12 protein-coding genes, 2 pseudogenes and 1 other annotated feature are annotated in these 17,899 nt (G+C 59.3%); of the genes and pseudogenes, 12 read left to right on the top strand and 2 right to left on the bottom strand.

Annotation, left to right across the window (positions count from 1 at the left end; all coding sequences use genetic code 11):
- The first annotated feature begins 53 nt into the window (after positions 1-53).
- From LMG28727_RS27330 to istB, 10 genes are all read left to right on the top strand, one after another.
- A complete protein-coding gene (locus LMG28727_RS27330; RefSeq protein WP_236592411.1) occupies positions 54-2,234 on the top strand; it encodes a glycosyltransferase in 2,181 nt (726 codons plus the stop codon).
- Positions 2,235-2,268: 34 nt separating this feature from the next.
- Positions 2,269-3,423 (top strand): polysaccharide biosynthesis/export family protein, encoded by a 1,155-nt coding sequence (locus tag LMG28727_RS27325; RefSeq protein WP_201645445.1) that lies wholly within the window; start codon positions 2,269-2,271, stop codon positions 3,421-3,423.
- A gap of 10 nt (positions 3,424-3,433) precedes the next feature.
- Positions 3,434-5,050: an ABC transporter permease gene (locus tag LMG28727_RS27320; RefSeq protein WP_201645444.1), complete on the top strand. Its 1,617-nt coding sequence runs from the start codon at positions 3,434-3,436 to the stop codon at positions 5,048-5,050.
- A 5-nt stretch (positions 5,051-5,055) separates the two neighbouring features.
- Positions 5,056-5,775, top strand: coding sequence for a P-loop NTPase family protein (locus LMG28727_RS27315; protein WP_201645443.1), 720 nt, complete (start codon positions 5,056-5,058; stop codon positions 5,773-5,775).
- Entirely contained in the window at positions 5,768-6,931 is a 1,164-nt protein-coding gene (locus tag LMG28727_RS27310; RefSeq protein ID WP_236592410.1) for a sugar ABC transporter, read from the top strand. Before LMG28727_RS27315 ends, LMG28727_RS27310 begins: the two co-directional genes overlap by 8 nt.
- The gene (locus LMG28727_RS27305; RefSeq protein WP_236592408.1) at positions 6,897-9,002 is read left to right on the top strand and encodes a tetratricopeptide repeat protein; all 2,106 of its coding nucleotides are present in this window, start codon (positions 6,897-6,899) and stop codon (positions 9,000-9,002) included. Before LMG28727_RS27310 ends, LMG28727_RS27305 begins: the two co-directional genes overlap by 35 nt.
- A 75-nt stretch (positions 9,003-9,077) precedes the next feature.
- Positions 9,078-10,103 (top strand): SDR family oxidoreductase, encoded by a 1,026-nt coding sequence (locus tag LMG28727_RS27300; RefSeq protein ID WP_201645595.1) that lies wholly within the window; start codon positions 9,078-9,080, stop codon positions 10,101-10,103.
- 107 nt (positions 10,104-10,210) lie between these two features.
- Positions 10,211-11,395, top strand: coding sequence for a pectate lyase family protein (locus LMG28727_RS27295; protein ID WP_201645442.1), 1,185 nt, complete (start codon positions 10,211-10,213; stop codon positions 11,393-11,395).
- 888 nt (positions 11,396-12,283) lie between these two features.
- Positions 12,284-13,807, top strand: coding sequence for an IS21 family transposase (istA, locus tag LMG28727_RS27285; protein ID WP_201645594.1), 1,524 nt, complete (start codon positions 12,284-12,286; stop codon positions 13,805-13,807).
- A complete protein-coding gene (gene istB, locus LMG28727_RS27280; RefSeq protein ID WP_201645441.1) occupies positions 13,800-14,600 on the top strand; it encodes an IS21-like element helper ATPase IstB in 801 nt (266 codons plus the stop codon). The genes istA and istB overlap by 8 nt, the downstream gene beginning before the upstream one ends.
- 204 nt (positions 14,601-14,804) lie before the next feature.
- Here the strand turns inward: istB and LMG28727_RS27275 are convergent.
- Positions 14,805-14,936 (bottom strand): annotated as a pseudogene (locus tag LMG28727_RS27275) (IS256 family transposase); the annotation flags it as partial.
- Between the two features lie 113 nt (positions 14,937-15,049).
- On the opposite strand from LMG28727_RS27275, the pseudogene LMG28727_RS27270 reads away from it, so the two are divergent.
- Positions 15,050-15,240, top strand: a pseudogene (locus LMG28727_RS27270) (IS3 family transposase); the annotation flags it as partial.
- Positions 15,073-15,189, top strand: a sequence feature (AL1L pseudoknot). Its footprint overlaps the pseudogene before it by 117 nt.
- Before the next feature lie 148 nt (positions 15,241-15,388).
- Here LMG28727_RS27270 and LMG28727_RS27265 read toward each other — a convergent pair.
- On the bottom strand, positions 15,389-16,897 hold the full coding sequence (locus LMG28727_RS27265) for an integrase catalytic domain-containing protein (RefSeq protein WP_201645440.1): 1,509 nt from the start codon (positions 16,895-16,897) through the stop codon (positions 15,389-15,391).
- On the opposite strand from LMG28727_RS27265, the gene LMG28727_RS27260 reads away from it, so the two are divergent.
- Complete coding sequence (locus LMG28727_RS27260; protein ID WP_201645439.1) at positions 16,896-17,873, top strand: IS4 family transposase; 978 nt, start codon at positions 16,896-16,898, stop codon at positions 17,871-17,873. The genes LMG28727_RS27265 and LMG28727_RS27260 overlap by 2 nt on opposite strands.
- Positions 17,874-17,899: the final 26 nt, after the last annotated feature.

Genomic DNA, 17,899 nt, shown 5'->3' with positions numbered 1-17,899 from the left:
GCGGCGTCACTATTCATCCCCTGCCGGCCTTCCCGAGAAGCAAGAGCTCATCGATGAAAGAACAAAGCAACCAGCGTGGCTCCAGCACTGTCGATCTGACAGACCTGTCCGGCACAGTACCTCGTCAGCACGGCATCCAGATGACGGACGACAGGCGGGACACGGCGCACGGAATACAAAGTGCAGTCGTCACGCCGGAAGACGAGGCTCTTGCTCAGGTCAAAGACGAGCTCGCGCATCTTGTTGCTGAAGCGACTACCGTTCAAGCTGCGCAGAAAGCGCTGGATCACGTTGAAGCGTTGGCTCAGACCTATCTGGGCGACTGGACTGTGCGCTTCATGCGAATGCAGCTCAAGGAAGCAGCGGGCCATACGGACCACATGTTTGCCCAGTGGTCGGAGCTTCTGACCCAACAGCCGGAGAACATTCGCATCGTCCGCTATTGCGCGTCGCATCTCGTCCGGGAACACCGTAACGCCGATGCGCTTGCGCTGGTCGATGAATATATGCCGGAAGCGCTCGATGACCCGCGTCTTGGGCTGGCGCGCGCCGAGCTTCTCGCGGACATTCGTGCACACGAGGCATCTGACGCGCTGTTCGGCAAGCTGATCGAATTGCACAATCGACGCGACCTGCGTGTCGCACTGGCAAAGCGACTCTCCAAGCGGGGTTTTCTCGCCGATGCGATCGAGACACTCGCGCCGGTCTCGGCATCGCTCGCTCCCGAATCCAAGGCCGGGCAGCTTGCCGAGTCCCTTGCCGACGACTACGCGTTCTTTCAGCGTTTCGAGCCGAAGAGCGGCTTGTTGGGCCAAGACATCAAGATCGTTGCAATGAAGCACGCGATCCTGTCATTCCGCCATCGCGTGCTGCCCCAGCTGGCGGCCGATCACGCGCCATCCATCGCTTTGCTCACTGGCAGCCTCGGACCCGGCGGTGCAGAACGGCAGTTGACGCGACTCGCCTGCAATCTGCAGAAGCTGGCAGATGGCGTGAAAGAAGCAACGAGCCTGAAACCCGCAGCCGTCGAAGTGCTTGTCAAGCAATATAGGGAAGCTGCCAGCTCTGGCAAGAATCAAAGACTCGATTTCTTTGCCGACAGTCTGCGGGAAGCAGGTGTTGCGTTGACCGAGATCAATTCGCTTGCGCCTGTTTCGGTGGTTCATCAGCCGATCGACAACCCGTCGTTACGCCGGCTGCTGGAAAAGTTGCCGGCCCCGGTGCACTACGGCGTCACACGCCTCGCGCCGCATTTACGCGAACGCAAATTCGACGTGGTCAGCCTCTGGCAGGATGGAACCTGTCTGTTCGGCGCGCTGGCTGCCCTTCTCGCAGGCGTACCGGTGATCCATCTCGTGTTCCGCGGCTTGCCGCCGAGCATTCGGAAGGAACGTCACCGGCCTGAATACGACGTGCTGTATCGCGCGTTGGCGCAGGTGCCCGGCGTGCAGTTTTGCAGCAACAGCCGCACGGCCGCCGAAGAATACGCACGCTGGCTTGATCTGCCGCTGACGCGCTTCCAGATTCTCTATAACGGCGTACCGGATATCAACACGACCGCTCCCGCCGAAGAACAGGCCCGCTGGGAAGCGTTTGCCGCACGTACATCCGATGCAACGGAAACCATCGGCGGCGTATTCCGCTTCGAGCCGGACAAGCGCCCGCTGTCGTGGATCAAGCTCGCTGCACGCTATCTGAAGCGACGTCCGCAGGCACGCTTCGTTATCGTGGGCGATGGCCGTTTGCAGGAAAGCGCTGTGGCGCTGGCGGCCGAGCTCGGCGTGGTCGATCGGCTTCTGCTCGTCGGTCTGTCAAGCCATGTTGGCTACTGGTACTCGAAGATGGACGCCAAGGTGCTGCTGTCGCGCTACGAAGGTTTGCCCAACGTGCTGATCGAAGCGCAGATGCTGGGTATTGCCACGTTATCGACTCCGGCCGGTGGCGCGGGCGAGTGCTTTGTCAACGGTGTGACAGGGCATCTGCTGGAATGCGCAGAACATCCCGACCTGAACATGGCATGTGAAAAGCTCGCCACCATGATCGACGGTTTTCAGGCCGATGGCTCCGCACGGGAACACGCGCGTCACCGCGCCCGCATGTTGTTTTCTGTCGACGCGATGATTGAACGGTTCTCGCTGCTCTGCCTGCCGACAGAGAACTCCGATGAAATCAGTGATGGCGATCTTGCGATAAAGCCGCTCGATGCCGGCCTCCGGCCTCATCACCTCCAATAACCGGGCTCACCCCCAGATGGTTCGCAAAGTAAATATGAAGTCCTTCGACGTTCGAAGCCTGATGTCTGCCGCATGGCTATCGTTGCCGAAGCCCACAGGTATGTTATTGGTCACGCTCTTTGGCTCGGTTGCGCTACAAGGTTGCGTCCTGCCGCGCAGCGGGCCATTGCTGAGCGAAGTGCAGGCTGCACACGAAAACAAAAACATTGTCCTCGTGCCGGTGACGGCGGAACTCGCGCGCGAAAGCCGCGGCCCGGATACGGAAAATTTCCCTCCGGCTTTCCAGAGTGTTCAACCGTTCGCTTATGACCGGTTCGTCCCAGGTGACGGTATTCAGATCACCATCTGGGAAAACGACGGATTAGGTGTATTTACGCCTGGGCCGAATGGCGCGACGAATCTGGGCGAACTGATTGTCGATCAGTCCGGCGATATTTACCTGCCCTATAGCGGGAAAGTCAGGGCGCAGGGGCTCACGCCCGCGCAGTTGCGCAATGCAGTTCTGACGCATCTGAGCCGTCTCACGACAGGCGCTGATGTCAGCGTGCAACCTACTACCCACAAGGGGCAAACGGTCACGATCCAAGGCGACCTCACCAAACCCGGTGTGTATCCGCTCGGTCCGGACATGGCTCGTCTGAGCGGTTTGCTCAGCCTGTCGCTACCCAATCAGACCAACCCTGAACAACTTGCCGTCACAGTCAGACGCAATGGCCAGTCGGCCTCTGTGCGACTGGCCGATATCTATCGCGACCAGGCGGACGACATCGTTCTGCGTCCTGGCGACTCGGTCGTCGTACACGACATCCTCGAACACATGATCGTTCTGGGGGCCGCTGGCACCCAAGGTCAGATCAAACTGTCGAAGCGGAACTACAGCGTGCTGGACGCGCTGGCCGATTCGCGAGGCTTGAGCGATCCGCTCGCCAATCCGCGAGCCGTGTTCCTGATGCGACTGCAGTCGAACAAAGACACCGTGGCAAACGCGAATTCGAGCGACCGCCCCCCTGTCGTGTACCAGTTCGACTTCACCCAGCCCGCCCAGATTGCGCTTGCCCGCGAGTTCGCGGTGCATAACGGAGATGCAATTTACATTTCCGACGCGCCTTTCACGCAGGTACAGAAGGTACTCTCGGCGTTCAGTGCAACGCTGGGCACGGCGCGCTCGGTTAGCGCACTCGCGAATTGATGATGCGCCTATGAGTAACGACGATCGAATCGCGGAGTGGCGCAAGCGCCGGGCAGCGGGTGTCAAAATGGGAGCCGGCGCTGTTAGCCGCCCCCCTCTGGACACTGCAAGCAGCAACACTGCTCGCGGTGCGGCCGCTTCCGACTCCAACGTCGCCGGCGGCAATGAATCAGCATCATTGGCAAGCCCGGCAACCGGCGGCAATGACGACCGGATCGCGAAGTGGCGCGAGCGCCGGCTAGCCGGGCGCAAGGCGACCCCGGTTGTACCCGCTCCGGATGCAAACGTCGCCAGAAACGACGAATCGCCGTCGTTTTCGGGCTCCGTCCGGCAAAATACAGGCGGTCTTGCCACGTCCTCTTCCGGAGACGAGGCCGAAGCACAGCTTGGGCAGGTATCGCCATCGCGAGCCGCCGCATTGCTCATGCGCATGCTCGAAGTGCTGCGCGCTGTGCCCAGAAACTCTGTGGCGGACCGCCGCGCCGCCTATGATGCACTGGAAGAGGCGCTCAATCAGGAAGAAGCCCTATCCGATCTGGATAGCGACGCAGCCGATTTTCACCGACGCCTGTATCGCACCACGATTCGTCTTCTTGAAAACGATATTCGCGCGAATATCGATGTATTCGCGCCCGGCTACGCACCTGCTGATCTGTCGGATCAGGAATTGCGGCTCAGTGCGGCCTTTGAAATGCGCGCGCAACGGCGCAAGCAACAGGAAGCCCGCGACGCGCGGCGCCATGCTTCGCGTCAGGATATTGCTCTCGATGTCGAACTTGCACCCGACGAAGCTGCGGATCTGGCCAAGCTGCGCAAGCGTGTCGCGATGCTTCATGCGACGCAACAACAGTCCACTGAAAGCAGTGGCCGATCAAGGCTCTTCGCTCTCCTGCCGCTACTGATCCTGCAGTTGCAGACCATGCACGGAGAAAGCCGTTTCGCGCTGGTGTGGGCACTGTTCGGACCGGCGGTCCTGCTTGGGCTCATCTCTTCGCTCTATTTGCTGACCGGAACGCAGTTTATTCTCGGCATGGATGTGGCTACGTTCTCACTGCTCGGCGCAACGACGTGGATCATGTTTCGCCAGATCATTTTCCGCTGCAGTACCAGCTATGTATCAGCGCGCGGCCTGCTCAACCTTCAGCAGGTGAATCCATTAATGTGTCTGCTGGTTCAGGCGTCGATCTATCTCGGCATCTACTTGTTCGTCTTCTTTATCCTCATCAGTGTCGGTGTCGAGCTGAACCTAGTGACACTCCCCGACAACTGGCTCGGGTTTGTCGCTTGCGTGTTTGCGATGGCGACAGGCGGTACGGCCATCGGCCTGTTATTCGGAACGATTGCGACCGGCTGGCACTTCTTTCTCCGACTCGCAGCCGTCATTGAACGCTTTCTGGAAGTGTTTAGTGGTGTGTTTTTTGTCTCGGAACAATTACCAGAACAATACCGGCCGTTTTTTCTGTGGTCGCCATTCGCACATGGGATGCAGCTATTGCGCTCGGCTTACTTTGAAAGCTACAAATCGTCCGACGCCAGCGTGTCCTATTTCCTTACATCGCTTGTGCTCTTGATGGTGGTCGCCCTCACCTGCGATCGCCTCGTGCGCAACCGGGTCCAACCGATGTGAGCGCCATGATCAGTCTTACCGACGTTACCGATACTCCAAAACTGTTTGGCTCGGAGCTTCCTCTGTTGGCCAATGTCGACTTTGACTTACCCCAAGGGCGCTACGCACTGCTGTCGCGCACGCCGGAAGTGCATCGAACGGTGATCGACGTGCTGGCAGGGTTGCGCCCGCCCCGCGAGGGGTATGTCAGGCACAACGGACGCGTTTCATGGCCGTTAGGCCGTCAGGGTTTTATTCGCGGCAAGGTCAACGGGCTTCAGATGATCCGGTTCGTCTGTTCGCTGTACGGCGTCGAAGCGGTGCCTGCTATCGATCTCGTCTCGGATCTGCTCACTGCCCCTGACCACCTTGCGAAGCCGATGGAACACTGGCCGCTCTATACGCGGCAGGAGTTCTCGTTTGCGTTAGCACTCGCCCCGGCTTGCGACGTCTACATCATTGAGGGCGCAATACCATTTGAACCATGTCGCTTTACGCGTCTTTGGCTCGCGTTGTTTGAGGAACGTCTGGTTGGCCGGACGCTAATACTGTCTACATACCGCCAGAATCAGATGGCGGACTATTGCATCAAAGGTTTGGTTTATGAGCGAAGTAGCCTTCGGATCGAGGATGACCTCGACGAGTGCATCCGCCGGTACCCCGCGCGGCGGTCCAGAAGTGAGTCCGCAGACACGGGAGAAGAACTCACCATCGATGCGCTCTCGGGTGGACAATTCGGTGTCTGAGACCGAATCGACGATCGACGTGCGCAGCCGCGCACGTATCGCAGCGCAGCGGGAACGCAGGCGTCGCCGATGGATCACTGTCGGCGTAATTCTGGCGCCTGTGCTGCTTTGTTTTCTGTATGTGGAATTTATCGCAGTGCCGCGCTATTCGGCGGAGTCGCGCTTCTCCGTTCGCTCGAGTTCGGGGCAAACGGCTGCGTCGACTGCTGCCGGCGGCCTGCTAAGCACTGGCGACAACTCCTCCTCGATCGCGGGCGGATTCGTCGATGGCTGGGCAGTCAGCGATTTCCTCAGTTCACGCGACTGCATGCAGCAGCTCGACCGGAAAATTGGCTTGCGGCAACGTCTGACGCAGACGGGATTTGATCCTGCGACCCATTTGCCAGCTAACGCAAGCGATGATGCTCTCTATCGTGCGTACACCAGTAACATCAGTGTGTCGTACAACATGATGGAGCAGGTCGATGTGCTGAAAGTGCGTGCTTTTTCGCCGCATGACGCCACTGTGATTTCCGATGCGTTGCTCGAAATCACCCAGGATTTCGTCAATCGCATGGACGAAAAAGGCGTCAACGATGCGCTGAAAGTCAGTCGTGAAGCAGTAACGCTGGCCGAGAAGGACTCGAAGTTTGCGCGCGCCTCATTGGCCAAGTGGCGCATTACGCATGGAAACATGGACCCGGTCGCCGATGCGAACATGCTGCTGGGGCTCGTCGGTCAGATTGAAGCCGAACTCAACAGCGCGCAGATCAATCTCGACAAGATTCGTGCACTCGGCAATCCGGACCATCCGATGCTGCACCCTGCGGCAACATTGGTGGACGTGCTGCAAAAACGTCTGGCTGACACGCGCAGACGCCTTAGTGGCGCAGGCAACACCGAAGCGACTCAACTGAAAGAATACGAGGAGCTGAAAAATGCTCAAACTTTTGCGGACTCCAACCTGACCTCCGCACAACAGAGCTATCAGCAGGCATTTACGGATACGCTCAGGTTGCAACGTTACCTCAGCGTGATTGCAAAACCGTTGCCGGATAGCCAGCCGGGCAGTCCGAACACGCCGCTGTTGCTGCTCGAGGCACTGGCAATCGGTTTCGTGCTCGCGCTGCTTGTACGAGTCTTTGGCGCACTGGCGAAGGAGTTCCGTCATGGATAAAACGGCCACCCCATCTACTGGTCTCATGGATATCGAGAGCTTCGACGCCTGCTTGCAGGCGGTCCGGCGCGGTCAATGGCAGGAGGCCCTCGTCGCTTACCAGGACGCTCTCGATTCAGGTGAAGTCCCCGATGCGTCGGCGCGACTCTACAGTCTGATCGCGCGAATCCGCTCCGAGGCAGACGCCACTCAGGCCATTTCAGAGCTCGATGCGTCGATGGTGAGTGGAACCGCCGCGCGAGTCGACGTGCGGCGGCTGGTCGTCGGACAACTGGTCAGGGACGGCTCACTCGAAGCAGCCGTAGCGGTACTTCAGGTGCTGGTCGAAGCATGGCCGCAGATCATCGACGATCGTCGGCTTCTTGCAAGCCTGCTGGGACGGCTGAAACGTTGGGACGATGCGATTGCGCAGGCCGACGCCGCAGCGCGTATCGCACCGGAAAACGTTGGCATCAGCGGCGCCCGGATTCAGTTGTGTCTGCAGGCCGGGCGGGTTGCCGACGCGGCGCAAATCGCCCGGACAACTCTAGACCAGATGGAAGTCGCCGACGCGCAAGCTCATATCTGGATGACCGCGCTGATTCGCAATGGCGACCGCGAGCTCGCGGCGCATGCGGCCGCTACGCTCGATCATGACGCGTTGCCAAATGAAAAGACCGCTGCGGCGGCAGTCCAGGCGCTACTCGCAGACAAACGTATCGGCGCGGCTATCATCGCAGGCGAGCGGGCGCTGGAGGCCGGGCACGAAGGCGCCGCGCTGCGCTCCGCTCTCGGGCAAGCATATCTCGAACGGGGAAGTCACGAGGATCGTACGGTCACCGCGCTGGGGCACTTCGCCGTCGCCTCCGAGCTTGCACCGGGCGACGTGCGTGCGGTATCGCTGTATGGCGAATCGCTTTTGCGCGCCGGACGATATGCGGACTCCATCGCGCCTTTGCAGGCTGCGTGCGCCCTTGCTCCGCAGCTCGAACACACCCGCGCAATGGCTGCGCGGGCCATGCGTTACGCAGGGCGTCACGCAGACGCTGCTGAGGAATTGTTGACGCTAGTCCATCAGCAGCCAGAGCGCTTGCGCTGGCAGCGCGCGGCCGTTGCCGCGCTCTCACAGTCGCAGCGCAAGGAAGAGGCGTCAGAACTCTATGAACGCTATCTGAAGAAGCGCGCAGATGCATTACCGGCTACGTTTGCGGAAGCCCTAGCGCAATTGGATAGCAAGCTGGACACGGCACCGATTCCCCAGGCACGTCTGGACTGGGCATGGTCGATGCGGCGGCCCGGTGACAATATCGATTATGCTCAATGGGAACGTGCGGCGCGTTGGGGACATCTGGTCGACTACTTGCTACTCGACTGGATGGAATGCCGGGAAGAGCAGATCGAAGAGGCCATGACATTGCTGGGGAGCCTCGACGACGCCGAAGGCGCCTTCGCTCCCTATCTCGCAACAGGCAAGGGCTTTGTGATCGCGACCGCGCACGTAGGCCCCATGTACGCCGGACTAATGACACTCGAATTGCTCGGCATTCCGTCCCGCTGGCTTTCAACTACCCCCAGCGTGACGCGAGCAAGCTACTCACCAGCACTGATTTCCACCGCAGACCAGACCGAGGCTCAGGTTGCCAAGGAATGTCTGAGAGCATTGCAGTCGGGGTACGCAGTTTGTCTCGCAGTTGAAGGCGCGCCGAATCCGGCAGCACCACGCGTTACGTTCCAAGGACAGGAAGTTACCTATTCCAGCTTCGCCTCGCGTGCCGTACATCGACTTGGACTGCCCTCTGTTTTCTATGCTCCGCGATGGGAAAACGGCAAAGTCATGCACACCATCAAAACACTTCCCGAGCCGCTACCCGGTGAAGATGTGGAGGCTTATAGCATTCGATGGCAGCACGCATACTTTTCATGCCTGCGCGAACATCTCGCGGGGGCCCCAGAAAATCTCAGATTGAGCGGAGGCATCTGGCGTCACGTCACGAGTGTCGATCGAACTGAACATGTTTCCCATAAGACGGTCCATGAGGCCGCTACGCAAACGCGCACGTACAATGTTGAAACCTTAGATGAGACGGACTGAATTAAAGTGAAAGCAGAACTCTTTGCAAACGAAACCAATGTTCCCGGCTGGCTGCAGCATGATACTCAACACAGCCTGTGCGAATTCCTGCTGGCCAATCGTTGCAACTGGCTGGTAACCGGCGCTGCGGGTTTCATCGGCTCGAACCTGGTCGAGACGCTGCTGATGTTGGGTCAGAATGTCCGTGGCATGGACAATTTTGCCACCGGCCATCAGCGCAATCTCGATGAGATCAAGGCACGTGTAGGCGCTGAGCGCTGGGCCCGTTTCTCGTTCCAGGAAGGGGACATCCGCGACCTTGCTGCTTGTGAACGTGCAGTCGGCGGGATCGACTATGTTCTGCATCAGGCAGCGCTCGGATCGGTGCCGCGCTCGGTCAAAGACCCGATCACGTCGCACGATGTCAACGCGTCTGGCTTTCTGAATATGCTGGACGCATCGCGTCGCGCCGGCATTCGCCGTTTTGTCTATGCTGCATCGAGCTCGACCTATGGCGACGAACCAAATTTGCCGAAGCGTGAAGAACGTATTGGTAATCCGCTTTCCCCGTACGCGGTCACCAAGCTTGTCAACGAGATCTATGCAAGCGTCTATAGCCGTACCTACCAGTTCAATTCGGTAGGCTTGCGCTATTTCAATGCGTTCGGTCCGCGGCAGGATCCGCACGGCGCCTACGCTGCAGTTATTCCTAAATGGATCGCGGCAATTCTCGCCGGTGAAGATGTCCTGATCAACGGCGATGGCGAGTCCAGCCGGGACTTCTGTTATGTCGGCAATGTCGTGCAGGCAAATCTGCGAGCGGCACTGGCTGAGAACCTGACTTCGAGCGAAGTGTATAACGTGGCTGTTGGCGGCCGGACAACGCTTAACGACCTGTTCTACATCATTCGCGACAGCCTTGGCGAACTCGGTTTCAGCTATCCCAACAAGCCGGTATATCAGGATTTTCGTGCAGGCGACGTTCGCCATTCGCAGGCCGACGTTTCCAAAGCACAGAAGCAACTGGGATATGCGCCATTGATTGACCTTCGCGCCGGCATGGTCGAAGCGTTGCCGTGGTATCTCGGTTTTTTCAAAGCCAACCAGAACATCGCAGCGTAAATCGCATGATTGGGCAAACTCTCAGGCATATCCAAGGCCACACGCGTAAAACGTCTGGCCCCTCTAGCAAAGCACGACGGTCAGTCCATTCGAGCCAGCGAATCGCGATGGTTCTGGCCGGCGCGATGGCTGCCTTGGTAAACCTGACAGGCCATGCGCAGGCGGAGCCTCAGGCTGCCTACGCAAGTGCTGATATAGCTTCTTGCCCATTCGTGTCCCAGCTTCTCAGCCAGCGCGAAGGTTATGGTCGTGAGGCCATAGGAGGCGCTGGTGGCCGAGTGGTCGTCGTCACGTCAGCGGCTGACTCCGGGCCCGGCACACTTCGGGAAGCGCTTCGCAACACAAATGGCCCGACGTGGATTCGCTTCGCGAGTGACATGACGATTGCGCTGCACTCGCAACTCCGGGTTCCTTCAAACGTGTCCATCGACGGTCGAGGACATCAGGTGAAATTGCTCGACTATGGATTGGGTATCTATGGAAGCGCAAATGTCATCGTGACTCATCTGACCATCGACGGAGAGTTGCGCACATTCTCGCAGGCCGTCAACATTGCCAATGGTTCGCGCAATGTCTGGATTGACCACCTGGATTTATCGCGCTTCGCCGATCGCCTGCTGAACGTCAAAAACGGCTCGACCGATGTCACCGTCTCATGGGTGAAGTTCCATGATGACGACAAGGTCATGCTTCTGAACAATATTACGTCAGAGGATCTTTTCAAGAACTACGAACGCGATGCGATTGCAAGAGTCACGTTGCATCACAACTGGTTCGTCAACACCGTTCAAAGAAATCCCCGGGCCCAATTCGGCACTTTCCACCTGTATAACAATCTTCTGGAAAACTGGGACTTCTACGGCATGAGCTTCAGCCTCGATGCGAAGGCCACAGTTGAAGGGAATATCTTTTCAAACACGTCGCAACGGTCGTGCACCGAGCCGCCCTATTTCCCGACGGTCGAGGGTATCAACGCAAGCTATTGCAGTTACATAGCGAAAGCGCCGGCGAGAACAACATTGGTTAATGGCGAGTCGGATCGTGAGCGCTACGAAAAGACTAATCCGTTGTATCACTACACACATGACTATCGGGCGAGCCTGACCGTACGCGACAACCTGTATTTAGGCAAAGCGAAGGCTGTGATAGACGATTACAACCCGCAAAACGTACCCAAGCCGCCCTATTTCTATACCTACGAACGTCCGACTGAGTCATTGGCCCAGCGTATTCGTGAGGAAGCAGGAAATGTTCAGCGGGAACAAGGGGCACCTAGCAAATGCACCCGTTGAAACGCCGGCTTTGCTTCCGTAATGCAATAGCCGCATTCTTGAACCCTTTTCCTGATGACTTTATTCCTACAGATTTCGCGAAACAGATGATCCAGAGGAAAGCTTGAATTTCTGCATTAAAAGCTGATTTGTCAACGCCGACTGAAACCTGACCCACAGGGGGTGCGGCTAAATTCTTGGACTGGTTGATGCCACGATTCCAAGACTTTGCCGGTATTCAAGTGGGCTGAGAGAGCCGAGCGAGACCTTGACTCGATTGCGACGATTTCTCCAGCACGTAGACCGAGCCGCGCCAACAACAGCAGGATTGCGTATTCACGGCGACCAGTCGGAGTCGACCGGTCTGCAGATGCAATGAGAGCTTCTTGCTGCTCAGGCGTGAGGAACGTCGGTACAGCTGAATGTCGCCACTTACTAACCGAGGGCACTGACCCAGCCAGGTCTCGGGCCGTATCGCCGCGCAGAAATAGGAAATGGCAAAACGAGCGAAGCGCAACTGCCATCAGCCGCGTGTACTGTGGCGATCGGCCTTTGCTGCGGGCAAGGAGATGATTCCGGATCGTTACTGCGTAAAATGCATCTGGCAATAAACTTCCGTCGCTGGCCGAGTGGCTGTCGAGAAAGTCGCGGATGAACGGGCCGTAGACAAGCAGAGAGTTCTTTGCGAGTCCACGATCCTGCCTCAGATAGTCCAGGTATCGGCCATAAATATGCGCCATCGCGGACTGGCGGTCCAAGGTCGGCGGGCACACAATGGCTTCGGCGCGCAGATATGTTTACGCCGACCGGAAATTGAGCCACTTGTAGGGATCGCGCCGACTGAAAACTGAGCCGGGCAATCAACCTATCCTGCTAGTTTTTCTGGCAGGGTGTTTGGGGATGATCCCGATGACCATGATTGGCAAGGTGCGGCGGATGTTCCACCGCCAGAACAAGTCGGTACGCGAGATAGCGCGTCTCACAAGCCTGTCGCGCAACACGATTAGCAAATACCTGAACATGGATGTTCAGGAAGAACCGAAGTATCAGCGGCGCGCGCAGCCGACGCGGTTGACGCCGTTTCATGAGGTGCTGGTGCAGGCGCTCAGTGTCGACGCGCGGCGACTGAAGAAGGAACGCCGCACCGCCTGGATGCTGTTCCAGGAGATCAAGGCTGGCGGCTACGACGGCTGTTACTCGCGGGTGACCGATTTCATCCGGGCCTGGCGGCAAGGCGAAGGCAAGGCGGTTTCGAAGTCGGCGTTTGTGCCGTTGCGATTCGAGCTGGGCGAGGCATTCCAGTTTGACTGGTCTGAGGAAGGACTGGTTGTCGGCGGCATTTACCGCAAGCTCCAGGTGTCGCACATGAAGCTGTGCGCGTCGCGGGCGTTCTGGCTCGTGGCCTACCCAAGCCAGGGTCACGAGATGCTGTTCGACGCGCATACGCGCTCGTTCACGGCCTTCGGCGGGGTGGCCCGTCGGGGCATTTACGATAATATGAAGACGGCGGTCGATAAGGTCCACAAAGGCAAAGGTCGTACGGTCAATCCGCGTTTCGCAGTGATGTGTTCGCACTACCTGTTCGATGCGGACTTCTGCAACGTGGCCAGCGGCTGGGAGAAAGGCGTCGTCGAGAAGAACGTGCAGGACAGCCGCCTGCGTATCTGGATTGAGGCGCGTGGGCAACGTTTCGGCAGTTTCGCCGAGCTGAATGCATGGTTGGCGACGCGATGCCGGTCATTGTGGGATCAGGTGAAGCATCCTGACTATCGTGAGCTGAGTGTCGCCGACGTGTTCGAGCAGGAACGCGCCCATCTGATGCCGATGCCAACACCGTTTGACGGTTATGTTGAGCGCGCAGCACGGGTCTCGTCGACCTGCCTGGTGGTGATTGGCCGCAATCGCTACTCCGTGCCATGCGAATTTGCAGGCCAGATGCTGAGCACGCGGCTCTATCCTGGCCGTGTCGTGGTGGTGGGCGACGATGCCGTGGTGGCCGAACACGATCGACTGGCCGATGAAGGTCTGGTGCGATATGACTGGCAGCATTACATCCCGCTGATCCAGCGCAAGCCAGGAGCCCTGCGCAACGGTGCACCGTTCCAGGATATGCCCGAGCCGCTGCAACGGCTGCGTCGGGCGTTACTACGCGAGCCAGGTGGTGACCGGGTCATGGCGAAGGTGCTGGCACTGGTTCCGGAAAGCGGTCTGGATACCGTAGTGGTTGCCGTCGAACTCGCATTGGAGCAGGCGCCGCCCTCAGGGCGCGTGAGCGTCGAGCATGTAGTGAACGTGCTGTCGCGCATGCGCAGCGTGCAGATGCCGCCGAAGATCGATACTGCGCTACAACTGACGACACCGCCGCTGGCCGACACATCGCGCTACGACGGGCTGCGCCCGGCACTGCAACAGCCGGAGGACGGTCATGCGTGATCTGATCGTCGAACTCAAACACTTGCGGCTGCACGGCATGGCTGCCGGCTGGGCCGAACTGCTCGAACAGGTGAATGTCGAGGCGGCGTCTTCGCAATGGCTGCTCGAACGGCTGTTGCAGGCCGAGGTCGCGGATCGGGCCGTGCGTTCGGTCAGCCACCAGATGAACGCGGCGAAGTTCCCGGTGCATCGCGACATCGCGGGCTTCGACTTCGATGGCTCGCCGGTCGACCGTCAGCTCGTTGCGCAACTGGCCGCCATGACGTTCACCGAGCGCGCACAGAACCTGGTTCTGGTCGGTGGCCCGGGCTCGGGCAAAACGCATCTGGCGACCGCCATCGGCGTGTCCGGAATCATGCATCACGGCAAGCGGGTGCGCTTCTACTCGACGGTAGATCTGGCCAACGCACTGGAGCAGGAAAAAGCGCAGGGCCGTGCCGGACGGATCGCGGCGAGTCTGCTGCGTCTTGACCTGGTCATTCTGGACGAACTCGGGTATCTGCCCTTCAGCCAGGCCGGCGGGGCGTTGCTGTTCCATCTGTTGAGCCGCTTGTACGAGCACACGAGCGTTGCCGTCACAACAAATCTGGACTTCGCCGAATGGTCCAGTGTATTCGGCGACGCGAAGATGACCACGGCATTGCTGGACCGGCTGACGCACCACTGCCACATCGTGGAGACCGGCAACGAGAGCTACCGTTTCCGGCATAGCAGCGCCAGTGCAAAGAAACGCATCCGCTCGCGTGAAGCGATGCGCAGAGGCGACGGCGCGAACCCCGCCGAATCAGCCTGACGTCGTTCGCCAGCGCAGGGGAATCTGCTACGGGCTACGCCCTTCGCAGAATCCCCTGCGCAACGCGCCCTCATACGCAGGAGGACAACGACCCCGGAAACCCATACACTTATCCACAACCGGTTCTGCTTCAGACCGGTCTCCACCCCGGCTCAAAATTCAATCGGCCCGGTGGCTCAAAATTCCGTCGGCGCGGACATTGCCGTGCCCTAAATGCTCGGACATCTCGGTCTCGAGTGCTCGCTCCACCAGCATCTTGGTAAGCTGCTTGAGCAGGCCGTTCTCGCCGATTAGGTCTTCAGGCTTCTGGTAGTTCGCCAGCAGGCTGTCCGCCAGCTTGACGAGTTCAGGATCCGGCTTTACACGGTTATTGCGTTTCGCTACCTGCTTACGGGCCCGATGGCAGCCGGTGTATAGGCGGCATGATCTCAATACAGGCTTTGGTACGGAACGAGATTCTGAAACTGGCGAGTGCGTTTTTCGCCCAGGCGGAGCTCGACCGCCGCCTGAAGTCCTGAAGGCCTTCATCGATCAGCATCGCGACACCTTCGGGGTCGAGCCGATCTGCAAGGTCTTGCGGATTGCCCCGTCGGGCTACCGGCGCCATGCTGCGCAGCTTCGCGATCCGTCGCGCCGCTGCGTGGACAGCGACAATCATGTTGGCCGGCGTGTTGCCTCAAGAAGGAATGTTACCCGAGGGGTTGTTGTCGTTCCGTCTTCTTTTTTCTTTCTTTCCTGGTTTCCCGGGCGCGGAGCGCCGGCCCCCGGCAACTTTCAGGTTTTGCGTTTCACACTTCAGCTGACGCGTCGGCGGACCTGCCCGTGTTTCCTAGAACCATTTCCCTCACACGCTCGGCTCGCCATGCCTTGACCCTGCGTTGCAGCGTTCGTAGCTGCGCCTTGCTCGCATACGCATCCGGCACCATCGTGGCCAGTCGGTTCATTAGCTCCCTGGACTGAACACCGGGCTCGGCGACGAGCCATCCTTCAATCACCGGCCATGCGTCGGCAAACGGATCGACCCGGCTTCTCCACCAGTGCTTTGCCTTGGGCTGCTTCCGATGTGTCGGACGTGCTTCACCTTCTTTCCATGCCGAAGCGAGACTCGTGAGGAACACTGCAACGTCTGGCTCTTCCGCGGGTACTGCTTCGACACGCACGCCGTGGGCCGCGAATTCGCTCAATGTCTGCTGGGCCACCCGTATCTCCTGCAGCAGCTGCACGGGGTCGACACCATCGAACTGAGCCTTCAGTTTCTCCTTGATGGTGAGGTCGATGCTGTCGTGGGCCAGAAGCCGGTCGCACGGCGTCGCCGGCGTTAAGTAGACCTTGTGCACACGAGCGCCGTCGCGCGTCTTGGACTTCAGCTTGAATGAAGGCTGGAAGAAGTTAATGTATAGACGCGATGACGCGTATAGCTGCGCGAGCGCGTTCCTTGCATCTGTGCCGCTCAGTCGGCCATAACCGACCAGTCGCCGCACGACGGAGCCGTTCTTCTGCTCCACCCAGGCCTGATCGTTTTTCTTGTAGGCCCGCGAGCGGGTCTGCTCAAGACCGTGCTCCTTGCAATAGTCGAAGACGCTCTGGTTCATGAATGCGGTGTCGTTATCCGAATCCACTCCAAGCATCGCGAATGGCAGATCGGCCGCCACCTTGTCGAACGCTTCTATAACCAGTACCTGGTTACGCCGACGCATGTTCACACGTTCTGTCCAGCCGCTGGCGATATCGGTCAACGTCAGCGTGTGGACGAACTCGCCGTCTACCTTTGTGCCGCCGCAGTGTTCGACCATGTCGATCTCGAAGAAGCCCGGCGGCGGATCGCGCCAGTCGGCAAAGGTACGCACCGGGATACTGCGCCGGATGGCGGAGCCCACACCCTTGCGGCGTTTGCGCTGCCCATCGATATGCAAACGCGCATTGGCCAGCATGCGATCGATGGCCGCCGCACTGACCTGGAGTAGCTTGGCCCTGATGACCGGATCCATGTCGAGATGGCCGTGCCGTTCCATGGCATCAACCAGCTTTGGAATCAACGCCTTCAGGCGCTTGCCGCAAATTCGGTCGGCCGCTTCCCACAGCATCGTTAACGCCTGACGCACCGCCTCGTCGTATAGCCGGTTGCGCTCGCGCGGCCCTTTTATCGCGCCGGCGTTCTCACGCAGCACCCGGATGGCGTGCTTGCGGTGATACCCCGTCAAAGCCACGAACTCGTCGAGGATCCTGCTCCGCTCACCGAACGTCGCGCCGCTATATCGCAACTGCAATGCTGCAACCAACTCCTTGCGTGCCGTCATGCTGATTTGCCTCGTCACCTCGAGCCGCTCCCGCCGGACAATCCGACCGGTAGCAAACTACGTGAGGCAACAGGTCAGCGCGAGTTGCAATTCTGATGAGTCAATGCGCCGGTCATCCTGCTTGACGTTATCCAAGCCGCGCTGCCCCGATACCCGGATAGTGGCAACAGGCGACCGGGAAAGCGACGTCTACGAAGTTTTCGTGGCCGAGCGGCCAGCGGGCGTCGACTGGCTTGTGCGTGCAGCATGGGATCGCCGCACTGCCCACCCGGAGCAGTATCTGTGGGACACCGTGACCGCGACAGCGCCCATGGGCGAGACCGAGCTGCAGGTGCCGGCGCAGCGCAACACGGCCAAGCGCACTGCGTGTCTGACGGTGCGGTCCACGCCGGTTCAGCTGCGCGCGCCGAAACGAGCTTCGCCCGGACTCGGGGCGGTCGAAGTGTTTGCCATTCACGCACTCGAAACCTACCCGCCCGCAGGCGTTGAGCCACTCGAATGGATGCTGCTGAGTTCCGTGCCGACCATCACGCTGGAGCACGCGATCGAGCGACTTTGCTGGTATGCGCGGCGGTGGACGATCGAGTCGTGGCACCGTGTGCTCAAGAGCGGATGCAGCATTGAAAAACGTCAGTTCGGCAATCTGGACCGGTTCGTCCGGTCGACCGCGTTATTTGCCGTGATCGCCTGGCGCATCATGTACGCGACGTTGCTGGGCCGCGCCGATCCTGATCTGTCCTGCGAGGTGCTTCTGCAGCCCGACGAGTGGCGCGCGCTCTATAGCCGCGCTAACCGCACCTCAAAACCGCCACCTCAAACACCCTCGCTCAGCGAAGTAATGTTGTGGATTGCAAAACTCGGCGGCTATCTGAACCGCAAGCACGACCACCCACCCGGCCCTACCGTGATGTGGCGTGGCTTCCTGGTCCTTCATGAAATCACTGAGATGTATCGCATCTTCAGGAAGGACGAATAGATCGCTCAGACGAATTGTTTGCAATC

It is taken from the genome of Paraburkholderia metrosideri (assembly GCF_904848625.1).
GTDB lineage: Bacteria > Pseudomonadota > Gammaproteobacteria > Burkholderiales > Burkholderiaceae > Paraburkholderia > Paraburkholderia metrosideri.
The sequence above is the reverse complement of the archived record's forward strand: the minus strand, read 5'-3'. Positions and strand labels throughout refer to the sequence as shown.

What these genes read in the sequence shown, in the direction of transcription:
- istB (WP_201645441.1), top strand. Translation starts at nt 13,800, where the DNA reads ATGCGTGATCTGATCGTCGAACTCAAACACTTGCGGCTGCACGGCATG.
- istA (WP_201645594.1), top strand. Translation starts at nt 12,284, where the DNA reads ATGACCATGATTGGCAAGGTGCGGCGGATGTTCCACCGCCAGAACAAG.
- LMG28727_RS27265 (WP_201645440.1), bottom strand. Translation starts at nt 16,897, where the DNA reads ATGACGGCACGCAAGGAGTTGGTTGCAGCATTGCAGTTGCGATATAGC.
- LMG28727_RS27260 (WP_201645439.1), top strand. Translation starts at nt 16,896, where the DNA reads ATGCTGATTTGCCTCGTCACCTCGAGCCGCTCCCGCCGGACAATCCGA.
- LMG28727_RS27295 (WP_201645442.1), top strand. Translation starts at nt 10,211, where the DNA reads ATGGTTCTGGCCGGCGCGATGGCTGCCTTGGTAAACCTGACAGGCCAT.
- LMG28727_RS27315 (WP_201645443.1), top strand. Translation starts at nt 5,056, where the DNA reads ATGATCAGTCTTACCGACGTTACCGATACTCCAAAACTGTTTGGCTCG.
- LMG28727_RS27330 (WP_236592411.1), top strand. Translation starts at nt 54, where the DNA reads ATGAAAGAACAAAGCAACCAGCGTGGCTCCAGCACTGTCGATCTGACA.
- LMG28727_RS27325 (WP_201645445.1), top strand. Translation starts at nt 2,269, where the DNA reads ATGAAGTCCTTCGACGTTCGAAGCCTGATGTCTGCCGCATGGCTATCG.
- LMG28727_RS27320 (WP_201645444.1), top strand. Translation starts at nt 3,434, where the DNA reads ATGAGTAACGACGATCGAATCGCGGAGTGGCGCAAGCGCCGGGCAGCG.